Below are 16,370 nucleotides of genomic sequence, written 5' to 3' on the forward strand. Positions count from 1 at the left end.
ACCCTTGATTGGGTGCACAAAGATCCAACTGTGGGAGCGGGCTTGCCCGCGATGCGAGCGCCTCGGTGCATCAGGCATACCCAGGTGATGCCATCGCAGGCAAGCCCGCTCCCACAAGTTGACCGCGTTCAACTGCCAGTAGCGCAGTGCTTGGCTTTTTTGTGGGAGCTGGCTTGCCTGCGATGCAGGCGCCTTGGTGCATCAGGCATACCCAGTGGATGCCATCGCAGGCAAGCCAGCTCCCACCTTTGATTGAGTTTAGCCTTCAAGGTCAGGTCGGCTGTCAGGCCGCCTCGGCTGTGCTTTTGCTTCTACCACTCAGGTCGGCTACTAGGCCGCCGTGCTGTAGATTTTGATCTTGATCTTAGGCGCCCCGTTAAACCACGCTGGCCGAACGCAGGTAGTACGGAGCGGCTAAACCGGCAGGACGCCGGTTTAGCCGCGACGGGGCAGGGACGCCCCGTCGCGGCGGCCCGCTGCGTAGTACCTGCGTTCGGGCACACCGAGCCTAGGCGAGGTGCCGAGTGGTGGGGCAAGAGCGTTTTGGTTACTTTTGCGCTTTTCAAAAGTGACCCGCTGTAAGAGCGGAACCGATATCCGCCATCACCCCCACAACGGATATGCCCCCGGCCCCCTGCAACACCCCGCACTACTCACCGCCCATCACCCCTCAATCACCCGCAAAACCCGACTACTTACTCCCAGTAATCTGCTTCACCAACTCCGCATGCCCCTTCACATCATCCGCCCGCGAAATCGCCTGAATCACCAGCAAGTGATTGCCCGAGCCACCCAGGAATGTCGAGTTCAACGTCTTGCCGCCACCCTGGGTGGCCGTGCTGTCGACCTGACGCAGGCCAAGACCTTTGAAGGTCAGTTTCTTCTCGTTCTGCTTCTTGAAATCAGGCAGGGCAGCGCTCTGGTCCTTGACGAAATCAGCCACGGCGCCATCCAGAAACTGCGGGTCATTGTCTTTGATTGTGGCCCCGTCGTTGCGCACCGTTTCAGCCACGATCACCACACTTTTCGTGGTCGAGTTGGCGTACAGCGTGCCCTGGGTGTCGGCGGTGCCATCCTCAACCTTGCCGGTCGGCAGCGTGTCGGCGACGTAAGCCTTGGGCAAGTTGAAGGTGAACTTGCCACCCAGCGTCGAAATGGTTTGTGTAGCGGTCGGCTTGGTTGCCGCGAACACGCCGCCGGCGGTAAGCGCCAGGGCCAGCAGGACGGCGGTCTTGGTGAAAGTGGCCATGAAGCGCTCCAGTGGATGAACGAAATTGCGGCGTATTCTGTCAGAAAACTCGCCAGATCGTTCATCCCTGTCCTCACACTTTGTCGGACTCTTCCTCAAGCCGATCCATCTCAAACAGCCGCGCCAGTTCCGTACGCGCTTCCTGGGCGGTTTGCATGACCTTGGCCGCATCGTCATATACCGCGTGTTGCGCAGCGAGCACTTGCAGGTCGTGGTTTTTGAAACGGGTGATGCGCGCATCGGCCTGGGCCTGGGTCAGACCGAGACCCACCAGGGTGCGGCGGCTCATTTCCAGGCTGGAGTAAAAGGTTTCGCGCACCGGTGACGCGTCCAGGTCGACCAGGCGGTGTACGTGTTGGCGGTTACGTGCACGGGCGATGATTTTCATGTGCGGGTAGAGGTTGCGCACCAGTTCGGCGGTCTTGATGTTGATCTCCGGGTCGTCCATGGCAATCACAAAGAACTCGGCCTGATCGACCTTGGCCGCGTGCAGGATTTCCGGGCGCTGCGGGTCGCCGTAGAACACCGGCATACCGCCGAAACTGCGGGTCAGCTCGATGGTTTCCACCGAGGTGTCGAGGGCGATAAACGAGATGTTTTGCGCACGCAGAATCCGCGCCACGATCTGGCCCATACGGCCCATGCCGGCAATCACCACACGCGGTGCATCGCTTTCGATGGCGCGGTATTCCTCCGGCACTTCCACCGGTTTGACCTTGGGCTTGAACAGCTTTGGGCACACCAACAGCAGCAGCGGCGTCACGGCCATGGACAGCGTGATGGTCAGCACCAACACATCGTAGAGGTGCGGTTCGAACAGGCCCTGGTCGCGCCCGATCTTGAACACCACAAAGGCAAACTCACCGCCGGCGGCCAGCACCACGCCCAGGCGCAACGCGCTCTCGCGATTGAGGTCGCCTGCCATCCGGCCAACCGCATACAGCAGCGGCAGCTTCAAGCCGATCAACAGCAGGGTCAGGCCGATCACCACCAACGGCGAACTGAGCAGCAGGCTGAGGTTGGCGCCCATGCCCACACTGATGAAAAACAGGCCGAGCAACAGGCCCTTGAACGGTTCGATCTGCGCTTCGAGTTCGTGGCGGTATTCGGAGTCAGCCAGCAGCAGCCCGGCGAGGAAGGCGCCGAGGGCCATCGACACGCCCACCAGCTCCATCAACCAGGCCGTGCCGATCACCACCAGCAGCGCGGTGGCGGTGGACACTTCGCGCAGGCCGGTCTTGGCGACAATGCGAAACACCGGACGCAGCAGGTAGCGTCCGCCGATGATCACCACGGCAATGCTGCCGAGTATCTGCAGCACGTGTTGCAAGCCCTGGGCTTCAGTGGTCGGGTGATCACTGCCGGCCAGCAGCGGCACCATCGCGATCAGTGGAATCGCAGCGATGTCCTGGAACAACAGAATCGCAAACGCCAGGCGCCCGTGCGGCTGATTCAGCTCTTTGCGTTCGGCCAGGCTTTGCAGCCCAAACGCGGTGGAGGACAGCGCCAGGCCCAGGCCCAGCACAATGGCACTGTTCCAGGCTTGGCCAAACAGCCACAACGCCACCACCGCCATCACCAGCCCGGTCAGCAGCACTTGGGCCAGGCCCACGCCGAACACCGCTTTGCGCATCACCCATAAACGCTTGGGCGACAGCTCCAAACCGATGATGAACAGCAGCAACACCACGCCCAATTCAGAGAACTGCGCCACGCTTTGCGGGTTGCCGATCAGACCCAATACAGAGGGACCGATGATCACACCCGCGAACAGATAACCCAGCACTGCGCCCAGTTGCAGACGCTTGGCCAACGGCACGGTCAGCACGGCGGCGAGCAGGAACACCACAGCTGCTTGTAACAGGTTGCCTTCATGGGGCATTGCGAACTCCAGGATCTTTAAAGCTAATCAACAGGGCGCCATTAGAGCGCTTTTTTACATTTCGAAACTTGTATTTTTGACGCGACAGGCAATGGATATTGGCTGTAGTCCCATTCTTACCGGGCGCTTACGAAAGTATTAATACCATTTAATTCAATGACTTTTCTGTAGGTCTACTACCGTTTCGACAAACTAGATCAGTTGTCACCACGGTCAGGTATTTCGAATTCGATGCGTGTGGGTCAATAGCGTTGGGCTTCTGCGCATTCATGGATGAAAGCTTGAACCACGAAGGAGTTGGACGTGGATAGAAGACTTGCTGCTGCCGGTGTATCGCGTATCGCCCCTCTGAACATGGCCATTCGACTCGGGATTGTCGGGTTGATGGTTGGCCTGGCAAGTCCTGAGGCATTAGCCACCTGCTCGACGGCAGGTTCTACCGTGACCTGTACGGGCGTGCCGAGCCTGCCGCTGTTTCTGAATAACTTCAGCAGCGCCACCAACGGCTTGACCGTGAACGTCAACGCGGGCGCGCAGATGAATGCGACGCTGGGCGGCCACGTGCTGGACCTCACCGGCGTCAACATCAGCCTGAACAACTCGGGCACCCTCGACCCGGCACTTCTGGGCCTCGTGTCGGTACTCAGTGGTGGCGCTTTCATCGGCACTGGCGCGTCGAGTACGGTCAGCGTACTCAACAATGCCAGCGGGATCATGCGCGGCACCGGGATGTTGCTTGGGCTCAATCTCACGAGCCTCGGCGGCCTGGCGCTTTCAGTTAACAACGCAGCGACCGGCACCACGAGCATCACCAACAACGGCACGATTACCTCCACCGGTTTGTCGGTGGGCGGCATAACGCTGGCCGACACGCCGGTGGTCGGGGTATACGGCGGTTCCCAAGTCAACATGGTCAACAGCAGCACCGGCGTTATCAATGGTCGGGTGGCGTTCGAAACCTCTGCGGCGGGCAACACGTTCACCAACGCCGGTGCGATCACGGGCGGCGTCTCGATGGGGGCGAACGGCACCAACACCTTCACTGCCGTTACCGGCTCCAGCGTGAGCGTGGGCGACGGTGTCCAGGTCAGTGTGGGGTTGGGCGGCCTGGCTGGGATCAATTTGACCTTTGGCCCGACGGGCACGGTCGATGGCGGTGCGGGGGGCGTCAACTCGCTGATTCTGCAGAACCCTGTCGGCGTCGGCGGCGGTACTACGGGTGTGGGCACTGCGTCGAGCGCCAATTACGTCAACTTCAACAACCTGACGATCAACAGTGGCACCTGGACCCTGCAAGGTCCGCTGGTGTCGGGCAGTACCACGCTCAATGGCGGGGTTGCGCAGTTCAATAACAATGCGTCATTTGGCAGCGGCGTGCTGACCTCCAACGGCGGCGTCCTGCAGGCGAGCAACGCGGGCTTGAACGTCAGTAATCTGGTGTCGCTCGGCGCGGGCGGTCTCACGGTCCAGGGTACCAACGCCACGACGTTGTCCGGCGTGGTCTCAGGCGCCGGGGGCTTGATCAAGGTCGGCAGCGGCCAACTGTCCCTGACCGGCATCAACACCTACCTCGGTAACACCACGCTCAACGGCGGCACGGTGCAACTGGGCAATAACCAGGCTTTCAGTACCGGCACGGTGACGTTCACAGGCGCGACGTCACTGTCGGCGCCCGGCACGATCAACCTGAACAACCTGATCACCCTCAACGGTGCCATGACGGCCACCGGCACCGGCGCCCTGACGCTGGCCGGCGCGATCAGCGGCGCGTCGGGCATCAGCAAAACCGGCGCTGGCAACCTGACCCTCAGCGGCAACAACAGCGGCTACACCGGCACCACCAGCCTGGGCGCCGGTACGTTGGTGTTGACCAGTGGCAATGCCCTGGGCAGCGGCGCCTTGAGCGTGACGGGCAATGCCAGCCTGGACGCCAGCGGGGCGCCGACACTGAACAATAACCTGGCCCTGACCGGCGACCTGACGCTGACCGGCACCAACCCGCTGACCCTCGCTGGCGTGATGTCCGGCGCCGGTGGCTTGATCAAAACCGGCGCAAGCCTGCTGACCGTGACCGGCAACAACACTCGCAGCGGGCTCACCTCGCTTAACGGCGGTGGCCTCGTGGTGGGTTCCAACACCGCCTTGGGCACGGGCGCGCTGAATACCGCAGCGGGCACCTCGCTGGACGCCAGCACCGCTGTCACCCTCGGCAACGCCGTCAATCTGACGGGCGCGTTGACGGTTGGCGGCACCCAGGCGCTGGGCCTTGGCGGCATCATCTCCGGCAACGGAGGCCTGATCAAAAACGGCGCTGCTGCATTAACCCTCACGGGTGCCAACACCTTCACCGGCAACACCAGCCTGAATGCCGGTGCGCTGGTGCTGGGCAACAACACGGCATTGGGCACAGGCGGCACGCTGACCACCGCCGACAACACCACGCTGGATGCCAGCAGTGCAATCAACCTCAACAACGGCCTGAACCTGACCGGCAACCTGAACATTGCCGGTAGCAATACCCTTGGCCTGACGGGAGTCCTCAGTGGCGCAGGCGGGCTGACCAAGAATGGCACGGCCGCGCTGATTCTCAGCGGCGCCAACACTTTCCTCGCCGGCACCACGCTCAATGGCGGCACGTTGAACGTCGGTAACGACCTGGCCTTGGGCACTGGCGCGCTGAGCGTGGCCGGTGTATCGACGCTGGATAACGCGGCGGGTGTCAACCTGGCAAATGCCATCAACCTGGGCGCCGACCTGACCCTGGCCGGCACCACCCCATTGACCCTCAGCGGCGTGATTGATGGCGCCTCGGGCCTGATCAAAAACGGTGTTTCCAGCGTCGTGCTCAATGCTGCGAACACCTTTCAGGGCGGCACCACGCTCAACGGCGGTACGCTCACAGTGGGCAACGCAAGCGCGCTGGGCACCGGTGCCCTGACCGTAGGCGGCGCAGCCAGCTTGAACAGCAACGCGGGGCTCGCCCTCAATAACGCGATTACCCTCAACGCCAGCCTGACGGCAGGCGGCGTCAGCCCGCTGACCTTGAACGGCATCATCAGCGGCGCGAATGGTTTGGTCAAAACCGGCACATCGAGTCTCACCCTCAACGGTGTCAATACCTACACCGGCCCCACTGCACTGGGCGCCGGTTCGTTGGTTGTTGGCTCCAACACCGCGCTGGGCACTGGCGCGTTGAACGCAACGGGCGGCACCACACTGGACGCCGGTGCTGCGGTGAGCCTGAGCAACAACGCAAACCTGGGCGGCACCGTGACCGTGGGTGGCAGCAACGCGCTGACCCTCAATGGCGTCGTCGCGGGCATTGGTGGCTTGATCAAAAACGGCCCGGCCGACCTGGTCCTGAACGGTGCCAATACATTCCTGGGTGATACGGCGCTCAACGCCGGCAAGCTGGTGGTCGGTGCCAACACCGCGCTCGGCGCCGGTACGCTGAATGCCGCCGCCGGTACCGGCCTGGACGCCAGTACCGCAGCCAGCTTGAACAACGCGGTCAACCTTGCCGGTGCGTTGGCTATCGGCGGCACTGCCGACCTGACACTGACCGGGCTGGTCAATGGCGCAGGCAGCCTGGTCAAGAATGGTGCGGCTAACCTGATTCTCAATGGCGCCAATGGGTTTCTGGGCGGCATCACGCTCAATAACGGCACGTTGACGGTCGGCAATAACACCGCCCTGGGGCTTGGCGACTTGACGGTTGGCGGCGCCGCTACCCTGGACAGCGGCGTGGCTGTCAACCTGGGCAATAACGTAGCCCTCAATGCCGGCCTGAGCGTGGGCGGCACCAATGGCCTGACCCTGGGCGGCGTGATCAGCGGCACTGGCCCCTTGATCAAAAACGGCGCCGCCAACCTGACCTTGAATGGCATCAACACCTTCAGCGCCGGCACCACCCTCAATGCCGGGGCCTTGACCTTGGGTAACGCCAATGGCCTGGGCAGCGGCGCGTTGACTGTCGGTGGCGCGGCGACCCTGGACAACAGCGCATCCTTCGGCATCGGCAATGCCATTGCGCTTAATGCCGACCTGACCGTCGCCGGTAACAACAACCTCAACCTGAACGGTGTGGTCAGCGGCGCCGGCAACCTGATAAAAAATGGCCTGGCTGACCTGACATTGAGTGGCACCAACACCTTTACCGGTGCGGTGAATATCCTCTCCGGCAGCGTAACCACGCTCAGCACCGGTGCCCTGGGCAACACCTCCGGCGCCAACATCAGCGCCGGGGCGGCACTCAACCTCGGCGTGGACAGCAGCCTTGCAGCGTTGACCGGCAGCGGTTCGGTGCAGCTCGGCACAGGCACCACCCTGAGCGTCGGCGGCCTCAACACCACCAGCACCTTTGACGGCGACCTCAGTGGCGGCGGCGGCCTGACCAAAGTCGGCATCGGCACCCTCAACCTCACCGGCATCAACGGCCTCACCGGCAATACCGCCATCAATGCGGGCACCCTGAACCTCAGCGGCTCGTTGGGCAGCAACCTGGTCGATGTCAACAGCGGCGGCACCCTGACCGGCACCGGTTCGCTGTTGGGCACAGTCAACATCAACACAGGCGGGCACCTGGCGCTGAGCAGCGGCAATACCTTGTCGGCCGGCGCGCTGGCATTGGGGGCGGGCGCCAATCTGGATGTGGCCCTGGGCGCACCGTCGACGACATCCTTGCTGAATGTGGGCGGCAACCTGACCCTCGCCGGCAACCTGAATGTGACGGATGCCGGTGGTTTCGGCGTTGGCGTCTATCGCTTGATCAACTACACCGGCGTGCTCACCGACCTGGGCCTGAATGTAGCGAGCGTACCGGTCGGATTTGGCCTGGGTGACCTGGTGGTGCAAACCTCCGTGGGCAACCAGGTCAACGTGCTGGTATCGGCGCCCAACGCCAATATTCGTTTCTGGGACGGCAGCCAGACCATTCCTAACGGTACCGTGGATGGCGGCACCGGCATCTGGACCAGCGCCGGCACCAACTGGACCAACGTCAACGGCACGCTCAACCAGGCCTGGGCCAGCGACTTTGCGGTGTTCCAAGCCGCGGCGGGGACCGTCACGGTGCAAGGGCCGCAACTGTTCACGGGCATGCAGTTCGCCACCGACGGCTACACCCTGGTCAGTGGCGCCGGCGGGCAACTGACGGCTGTCAACGGCACCACCGGCAACACTGCCATTCGTGTTGACCCAGGTGCCACCGCGACCATCGGCGTGAACATCGACGGCATCGGCACGCTCAACAAACTCGACACCGGCACCCTGGTCCTCAGTGGTGCCAACACATACAGCGGCGGCACCACGCTCAGCGGCGGCACGCTGGTGGTTGGCAGCAACACCGCGCTGGGCAGCGGTGTGTTGACGACGGTGAGCGGCACGACACTGGACAGCAATGCCGCAGTGACCCTGGGCAATGCGCTGCTCCTGAACGGCAACCTGAGCGTGGCGGGCAGCAATGCGCTGAGCCTCAACGGTGCGGTCAGCGGCGTCGGCGGCTTGATCAAGAACGGCACGGCCAACCTGACATTGGGCGGCACCAATACCTTCCTCGGCCCGGTGGCCTTGAACGCGGGTGGGCTGATCCTGGCTTCCAACACGGCGTTGGGCAGCGCCACCCTGAATGCGGCCAACGGCACGACGCTGGACGCCAGCACTGCGGTCACGGCCAATAACGCGATCAATCTTGCCGGTAACCTGGGCATCGGCGGAACGGCCGACCTGACACTGGCGGGCAGCATCAACGGTGCGGGCAGCCTGACCAAAAACGGCGCGGCCAACCTGATACTCGCTGGTGCCAATGGCTACCTCGGCGGCGTGACGCTGAACGCGGGTACCCTGACCCTGGGAACGGGCACCGCCCTGGGCCTGGGTAACCTGAGCGTCGGCGGTGCCTCGACCCTGGACAACAGCGCCGCGCTGGCCGTGGCCAATAACGTGGCGTTGAACGCCGCGCTGACGGTGGCCGGCAGCAATGACTTGAACCTGGGCGGTGTGCTCAGCGGCAACGGGGCGCTGGTCAAGAACGGCGCGGCCAACCTGACGCTCGCTGGCGTGAATACCTATCAAGGCGGCACCACCCTGAATGCAGGCACTCTGACCCTGGGCACCGCAACCGCCCTGGGCACTGGCGCCTTGACCGTCGGCGGTGCAGCCAGCCTGAACACCGCTGCTCCTTTGGTGCTGGCCAATGCGGTCAACGTCAATGCCGCGTTGACGGTGGGCGCTCTCAATAACAACCTGGGCCTGACCGGCGTGCTGGCGGGCAGCGGTAACCTGATCAAGACTGGCACCGGCGACCTGAATCTGGCTGGCAACAACAGCTTCTCCGGCCTCTTCGATGTACAAGCCGGCAGCCTGACCACGGTGGGCAATGGCGCGCTGGGCGTAGGCGCCGGGGTCAACCTCGGCAGCGGCACGCAACTGAACCTGGGCGGCTCCGCCAGCCTCGGCGCCCTGAGCGGCAACGGCGTGGCCCAGGTCGGCACCGGCAACACGTTGAGTGTGGGCGGCAACAACCTGGATGGCAGCTTCGGTGGCGTGCTCACCGGCGCGGGCAACTTCACTAAAATCGGTAGCGGTGCATTGACCCTCGGCGGCGTCAGCTCGCTGACCGGTGATACTCAGGTGAATGCCGGCAGCTTGCTCGTCAACGGTTCGCTGGGCAGCGCCACTGTGGGCGTCGCCAGCGGCGCCACCCTGGGCGGTACCGGCACCTTGGCGGGCAACGTGAACATTGCCGATGGCGGCCATCTGGCGGTGAACTCGGGCAATGTCCTGACCGTCGGCTCGCTGGTACTCAATGGCAACTCCAACCTCGATGCGGGGCTGGGCGCGGCGTCCACCGGCGGCACGGCACTGATTAACGTGGGCGGTAACCTGACCCTCGACGGCACGCTGAATGTGCACGATATCGGTGGCTTCGGCGTCGGTCTCTATCGTCTGATCAACTACACCGGCAGCCTGACCAACAATGGCCTCGCACTCGGCAGCGTGCCGGTGAATGTGTCGCTGGGCGATCTGGATGTGCAGACCAGCATCGGCAACCAGATCAATTTGCTGGTCAATGGCAGCACCAACGTGCAGTTCTGGGATGGCAGCCAATTGTTGCCGAACGGCACTGTCGATGGCGGCACCGGCAGCTGGAATGCCGGCGGCACCCACTGGACCAGCCTCAACGGCCTGGCCAACACTGCCTGGAGCCCCAACAGCTTCGCGATCTTCCAGGGCGCGGCGGGTACCGTCACCGTGGACGGCGCTCAAGCAATTACCGGCCTGCAATTTGTCACCGACGGCTACAACCTGGTCGGCGGCGCGGCGGGGGCCTTGACCTTGTTCAACGGCACCGGCGGCAATACGGCCGTGCGTGTTGACCCTAACGCCACCGCGACGCTGGGCGTCACGCTCAACGGTGGCGGCACGTTGGCCAAACTGGACGCGGGCACTCTGGTGCTCAACGGCGCCAACACCTATACCGGCGGTACTGCGCTCAACGGCGGCACCTTGGTGGTCGGCAATAACAGCGCGCTGGGTACCGGTGCGCTGACCACGGCCAACGGCACAACCCTGGACAGCAACGCTGCGGTCAGCCTGGCCAACGACGTGACTGTCAACGGCGCGCTGACGGTTGGCGGCAGCAATGCGCTGACCCTGGCCGGCACGGTGGCGGGCACCGGCAGCCTGATCAAAAATGGCATCGCCAGCCTGACCTTGAGTGGCAACAACAGCTATGCCGGGCCTACCGCGCTGAATGCCGGCGGGCTGATTCTGGCTTCCGACACCGCGTTGGGCGCCGGCGCCTTGAATGCCGCTGCCGGAACCACCCTCGACACCCGTTCCGCCGTGACCCTGGCCAATGCGGTGAACCTGGCGGGCAACCTGGGCATTCTCGGCAGTGCCGACCTGACCCTCAACGGCCTGGTCACCGGTGCCGGTGGCCTGACCAAAAGCGGCGCGGGCAACCTGACGCTCAACGGCAACAATGCCTACCTCGGTGGCACGCAGTTGAATGCAGGCACCTTGATCCTGGGCAACGGCGCGGCACTGGGCAGTGGCGCGCTGGCCGTCAACGGTGCGGCAACGCTGGACACCAGCACCGCACTGGCGCTGGCCAATAACACCACGCTCAATGCTGCGCTGACCGTTGGCGGCACCGATGGCCTGAGCCTTGACGGCGTGGTGGATGGCAGCGGTTCGTTGAGCAAAAACGGCACCGCCAACCTGACACTTAATGGCGCCAACACCTACAGCGGCGGCACCACCCTCAATGCCGGTACGCTGACCGTTGGCACCGCCACCGCCCTGGGCTCGGGCGCGCTGACCGTGAGTGGCGCGGGCACGCTGGACAACAGTGCGCCGCTGGTACTGGCAAACGCGGTGAATCTCAACGCCGACCTCAGCGTGGCCGGCAGCAATGACCTGACCCTGGCCGGTGTACTGGCGGGCAACGCGGCGCTGATCAAAAACGGCGCTGCAGACCTGCTGCTCAGCGCCAACAACACCTTCACCGGCCCGCTCACGGTGGTGGGCGGCAGTGTGACCACCGTGGGCAATGGAGCGCTGGGTAACACGTCGGGCGTCAACGTTGGCGCGGGCACCCGTCTCAACCTGGGTGGCAATGCCAACCTCAACAGCCTGGCCGGCAACGGCACGGTTCAGGTGGCGGGTGGCACTACCCTGGCGGTGGGCGGCAGCAACCTGGACAACACCTTCGCGGGTGCGCTGAACGGCGCCGGTAACCTGGATAAAAACGGCACCGGCGCGCTCAACCTGACCGGCGCAAACGCCATCAGCGGCGCCGCCAACGTCAATGGCGGCACCTTGAATGTCAGCGGCTCGCTGGCCAGCGGCACCGTCGCGGTCAACAACGGCGCGACCCTGACCGGCACCGGCTCATTGGCGGGCGCCGTGACGGTGGCCGACGGTGGTCACATCGGCCTGAACACCGGCAGCACCTTGTCGGTGGGCTCGTTGGTGCTGGGCGGCAACGCCAATCTGGACGTCGGACTCGGCGTTCCGGTGGTGGGTGGCGGTAATGGGCTGCTCAATGTCGGCGGCGACCTGACCCTGGGCGGCAACCTTAACGTCACCGATGTCGGTGGTTTTGGCAGCGGCGTCTATAACATCATCAATTACGGCGGGGCCTTGACCAATAACGGCCTGACCCTCGGCACGCTGCCCGGCAGTGTGATCCCGGGTGACGTAGAGGTGCAGACGGCCATCAGCAACAAGGTCAACGTGTTGGTGACGGCGCCCAATACCACCGTGCAATTCTGGGATGGCGGCAACCTGATCGGCAATGGCGCCATCGAAGGCGGCAACGGTACCTGGGGCACCGGCCTCACCAACTGGACCAATGTCGATGGCACGCTCAACCAGAATTGGGGCAGCAGCTTCGCAGTGTTCCAGGGCGCTGCGGGTAACGTGAGCGTGGATGGCACGCAAACGATTACCGGCATGCAGTTCGTCACCGACGGCTATAACCTGGCCTCCGGCACGGCGGGCGTGCTTAATCTGGTCAACGGCGGCACCGGCAACACCGCGATTCGGGTCGACCCGAACGCCACCGCCACCCTGGGCGTGACCCTGGCTGGCGCGGGCACCCTGGCCAAACTCGACAGCGGCACCCTGGTGCTCAACGGCAGCAACACCTACACCGGCGGCACCGCGCTCAATGGCGGCACGCTGGTGGTGGGCAGCAACAGCGCGCTGGGCACGGGCACGCTGACGGCCGCTGACGGCACCACGCTGGACAGCAACGCAGCCGTCACGCTCGACAACGCTGCGGTACTCAACGGTGCATTGGCCATTGGCGGCAGCCGTGCGCTGACGCTCAACGGCCGGTTCAGCGGCAACGGCAGCCTGTTGAAAAAAGGCGCGGCGACACTGACCCTCAACGGCGCCAACACTTACAGCGGTGGCACCGGCTTGAATGCCGGCCAACTGGTCCTGGGCAACAACGCAGCGCTCGGCACCGGCGCGCTGACCGTTGGCGGCGCTGCCGCTCTGGATACCAGCACCGACCTGCAGCTGGCCAACGCCATCAACCTGGGCGGCCCGCTGACGCTGGCCGGCAGCCATGACCTGGCCCTCAACGGCGCGGTCAGCGGCACCGGCAGCCTGGTAAAAAATGGCACTGGCGCGTTGCTGCTGACCGGCGCCAACACTTACAGCGGTGGCACCACACTCAATGGCGGCAACATCACCGGCAATACCACCAGCCTGCAAGGGGCGATTGCCAACAACGCGACACTGACCTTCGAGCAGGGCGCCGATGGCACCTACACCGGCAACCTCACCGGCGCCGGCGTGTTGAATAAAACCGGCACCGGCGCGTTGCTGCTGACCGGCAATAACACCTTCACCGGCAACACCAACGTCAACGCAGGCAGCGTGCTGGTCAATGGCACGTTGAACAGTGCGGCGGTACAGGTTGCCAACGGCGCGACGCTCGGCGGCAGCGGCACGCTGGGCGGCACGGTGAACATGGCCGATGGTTCGGTGCTCAAGGCCGGGGCGGCGACGCCGCTGTCGGTCGGTTCGCTGGCGTTGTCGTCCGGCACCACGCTGGACTTCACCCTCGGCGCACCGGGTGCGTCGACCACGGCGGTGAATGTGGCGGGTAACCTGACCCTGGATGGCACGCTCAACGTCACTGACGCGGGCGGCTTTGGTGCCGGCGTTTATCAACTGTTCCGCTACGGCGGCAGCCTGACCGACAACGGTTTGACCCTTGGCACACTGCCCGTCGGCGCAGGCGACCTGACCTTGCAGACGGCACTCGCCAACCAGCTCAACCTGCTGGTGCAAACCGCACCCGGGCAAATCCAGTTCTGGAACGGCGGCACCACCAACCCCGACGGCACCATCACCGGTGGCAGCGGCACCTGGGGCCCTGGCACCAACTGGACCGATCCGACCGGCACCCAAGGCCAGGCGTCGAACAACCAGTTTGCCGTGTTTGGCGGGCAGGGCGGCACGGTCACCGTGGTCGGCAACCAAGGCTTTACCGGGCTGCAATTTCTTGACCCTGGCTACACGCTGACGGCGGGGGCAGGGGGCACCTTGTCGCCTACCGGCACGGCGGTGGTGCGGGTCAATTCGGGCGTCACCACGGAGATTGCTGCGCCGATCGTGGGCGGCGGGGCGATCAACAAACTTGATGCCGGCACCTTGTTGCTGACCGGCGCCAACACCTACACCGGTGGCACTACCGTCAGCGGCGGTACGTTGGCCGGTAACACGCTCAGCTTGCAAGGCCGGTTCCTGAACAATGCGCGCATGCTGTTCGTGCAGGCCACCAATGGCACCTTCAAGGGCACGTTGACCGGCACCGGCAGCCTCACCAAACAAGGCGCAGGGGCGCTGTTGCTGACCGGTAATCAGCCGTTCAGCGGCACCGTGGCGGTGGATCAAGGCGTGCTGCAAGTCGGCAACGCGGCCAATCCGGGCACGGTGTTCGGCGGGCAGGTGACGGTCGCCAATGGCGCGGGCCTGACCGGTAACGGCAGTGTCGGTTCGCTGGTCAACAACGGCAGTGTGACACCCGATGGCGGCAAGCTGACAGTGGCCGGTAACTTCACCAACGCCAGCACGGGCGCACTGAACCTGGTCATCACGCCTTCGGTCAGCAGTTCTCTGGCGGTCGGCGGCACGGCTAACCTGGGCGGCACCCTGAATGTGATCAACCTGGCGCCGTACACCGGGGCAACCACCTACACCCTGCTGACAGCCGGCGCGGTGAACGGCACTTTCAGCAACACCAACCTGGAGAACCTGGCGTTCCTCTCCACCTCGCTAGACTACAGCCCCACTCAAGTGGCGTTGGCGGTCAGCCGCAATAACGTCAGCTACGCCAGCGTAGCGGCCACCGGTAACCAGCGTGGCGTGGCGGCTGCACTGGACAGCGGCGCCGCCGTGGGCGGGGCCGCGGTGCAAAATGCGTTGCTCAACACCGATGCTGCCGGGGCGCGTGCCGCTTTTGACAGCTTGTCCGGCGAAATCCACGCCAGCACCGCCAGCGCAATGCTTGAGGATTCGCGCTACATCCGTGACGCGGTCAACGAGCGCCTGCGCCAACCTGGCTGCTATCGCGAGGACGACCCACGCAACAGCCTGGCGCCAAGCGAAAACCGCTTGAGCAGTGCCGGTTGCCACGGCGAGATGGTCGGCTGGATGCGCGTGCTTGGCACCTGGGGCCACATGGGCGGCGACAGCAACGCCGCCAAGCTGGACCGCAACCTTGGCGGCTTCCTGCTTGGCACCGACAAGCAAGTGGATGACGCCTGGCGTGTCGGCGTGGCCGCCGGCTACACCCGCAGCGACCTGGACGCCAAGCGCCGCAGCTCCAGCGCCGACGTCGACAGCTACCACTTGATGGCCTACACCGCTTACCAACAGGAAGCATTCGCCGCGCGTATGGGCGTGGCCTACAGCTGGCATGACATCGAAAGCAAACGCGACGTGGCGGTCGCTGGCGAAGGTCAGCGTCTGAAAGCCGATTACAAGGCACGCAGCGCGCAAGTGTTCGGTGAAGTGGGCTACACCCTCACAGCCGGCAGCGTGGCAGTCGAACCGTTCGCCGGCCTGGCCTACGTCAACTACGACAGCGACACACTCAAGGAGAAAGGCGGGTCGGCGGCGCTGCGCGGCGATGCTGATCAGGACGTGACCTTCTCCACCTTGGGCGTGCGTGTTGGCCAGACCATCACCCTGGGCAACGGCTCGAAAATTACCCCTCGGGGCAGCATCGGCTGGCGCCACGCCTTCGGCGATACCAAGCCCGACGCCGACTTGAGCTTTATCAACGGCGGGGGTTCGTTCAGCACCCAAGGTGTACCGATTGCCAAGGACAGTGCGGTTCTGGAGGCAGGCCTGGATTACCAGATCAGCCAGAACGGCAAGCTGGGCCTGGGCTACTCGGGTCAACTCTCGCGTAACGATAAGGACCACGCGATGACCGTCAGTTTCTCCCTCGGTTTTTGATCAAGGCCGAGCACCTTTAACCGCCCGTAAGGGCGGTTTTTTTTGGGGTTTTTGATGAGCCCAGTGCCGAGGCACGCTCTTTGTGGCGAGGGGGCTTGCGCTCCGTTGGGTTGCGAAGCAGCCCTTCAAACAAGGATGCGATGTGTCAGATACTCCGCAGCGGCTGAATCCGGGGCTGCTGCGCAACCCAACGCGGGGCAAGCCCGCTCGCCACACGCTGTGTTTCAATCTGGGAATACGCCCATTAAAAAT

The 16,370-nt window shown here is 64.1% G+C and carries 3 protein-coding genes; 1 reads left to right on the top strand and 2 read right to left on the bottom strand.

The annotated features are described in order from the left end of the window. Window positions 1-691: 691 nt before the first annotated feature. Together AACU78_RS02290 and AACU78_RS02295 are read right to left on the bottom strand one after the other, a co-directional pair. Window positions 692-1,249, bottom strand: coding sequence for a hypothetical protein (locus tag AACU78_RS02290; protein WP_106579618.1), 558 nt, complete (start codon window positions 1,247-1,249; stop codon window positions 692-694). 73 nt (window positions 1,250-1,322) lie between these two features. Beyond that, window positions 1,323-3,131, bottom strand: a complete 1,809-nt coding sequence (locus AACU78_RS02295; RefSeq protein ID WP_106579619.1) for a monovalent cation:proton antiporter-2 (CPA2) family protein — start codon at window positions 3,129-3,131, stop codon at window positions 1,323-1,325. A 354-nt stretch (window positions 3,132-3,485) separates the two neighbouring features. Between AACU78_RS02295 and AACU78_RS02300 the strand changes: the two genes are divergently transcribed. Beyond that, entirely contained in the window at window positions 3,486-16,118 is a 12,633-nt protein-coding gene (locus AACU78_RS02300; RefSeq protein ID WP_146151460.1) for an autotransporter-associated beta strand repeat-containing protein, read from the top strand. The last annotated feature ends 252 nt before the right edge of the window (window positions 16,119-16,370 follow it).

The organism is Pseudomonas sp. R9.37, from assembly GCF_963878885.1.
GTDB lineage: Bacteria > Pseudomonadota > Gammaproteobacteria > Pseudomonadales > Pseudomonadaceae > Aquipseudomonas.

Excerpts from the sequence above, each read along its gene's own strand:
- AACU78_RS02290 (WP_106579618.1), bottom strand. The coding sequence starts at position 1,249 with ATGGCCACTTTCACCAAGACCGCCGTCCTGCTGGCCCTGGCGCTTACC.
- AACU78_RS02295 (WP_106579619.1), bottom strand. The coding sequence starts at position 3,131 with ATGCCCCATGAAGGCAACCTGTTACAAGCAGCTGTGGTGTTCCTGCTC.
- AACU78_RS02300 (WP_146151460.1), top strand. The coding sequence starts at position 3,486 with ATGGCCATTCGACTCGGGATTGTCGGGTTGATGGTTGGCCTGGCAAGT.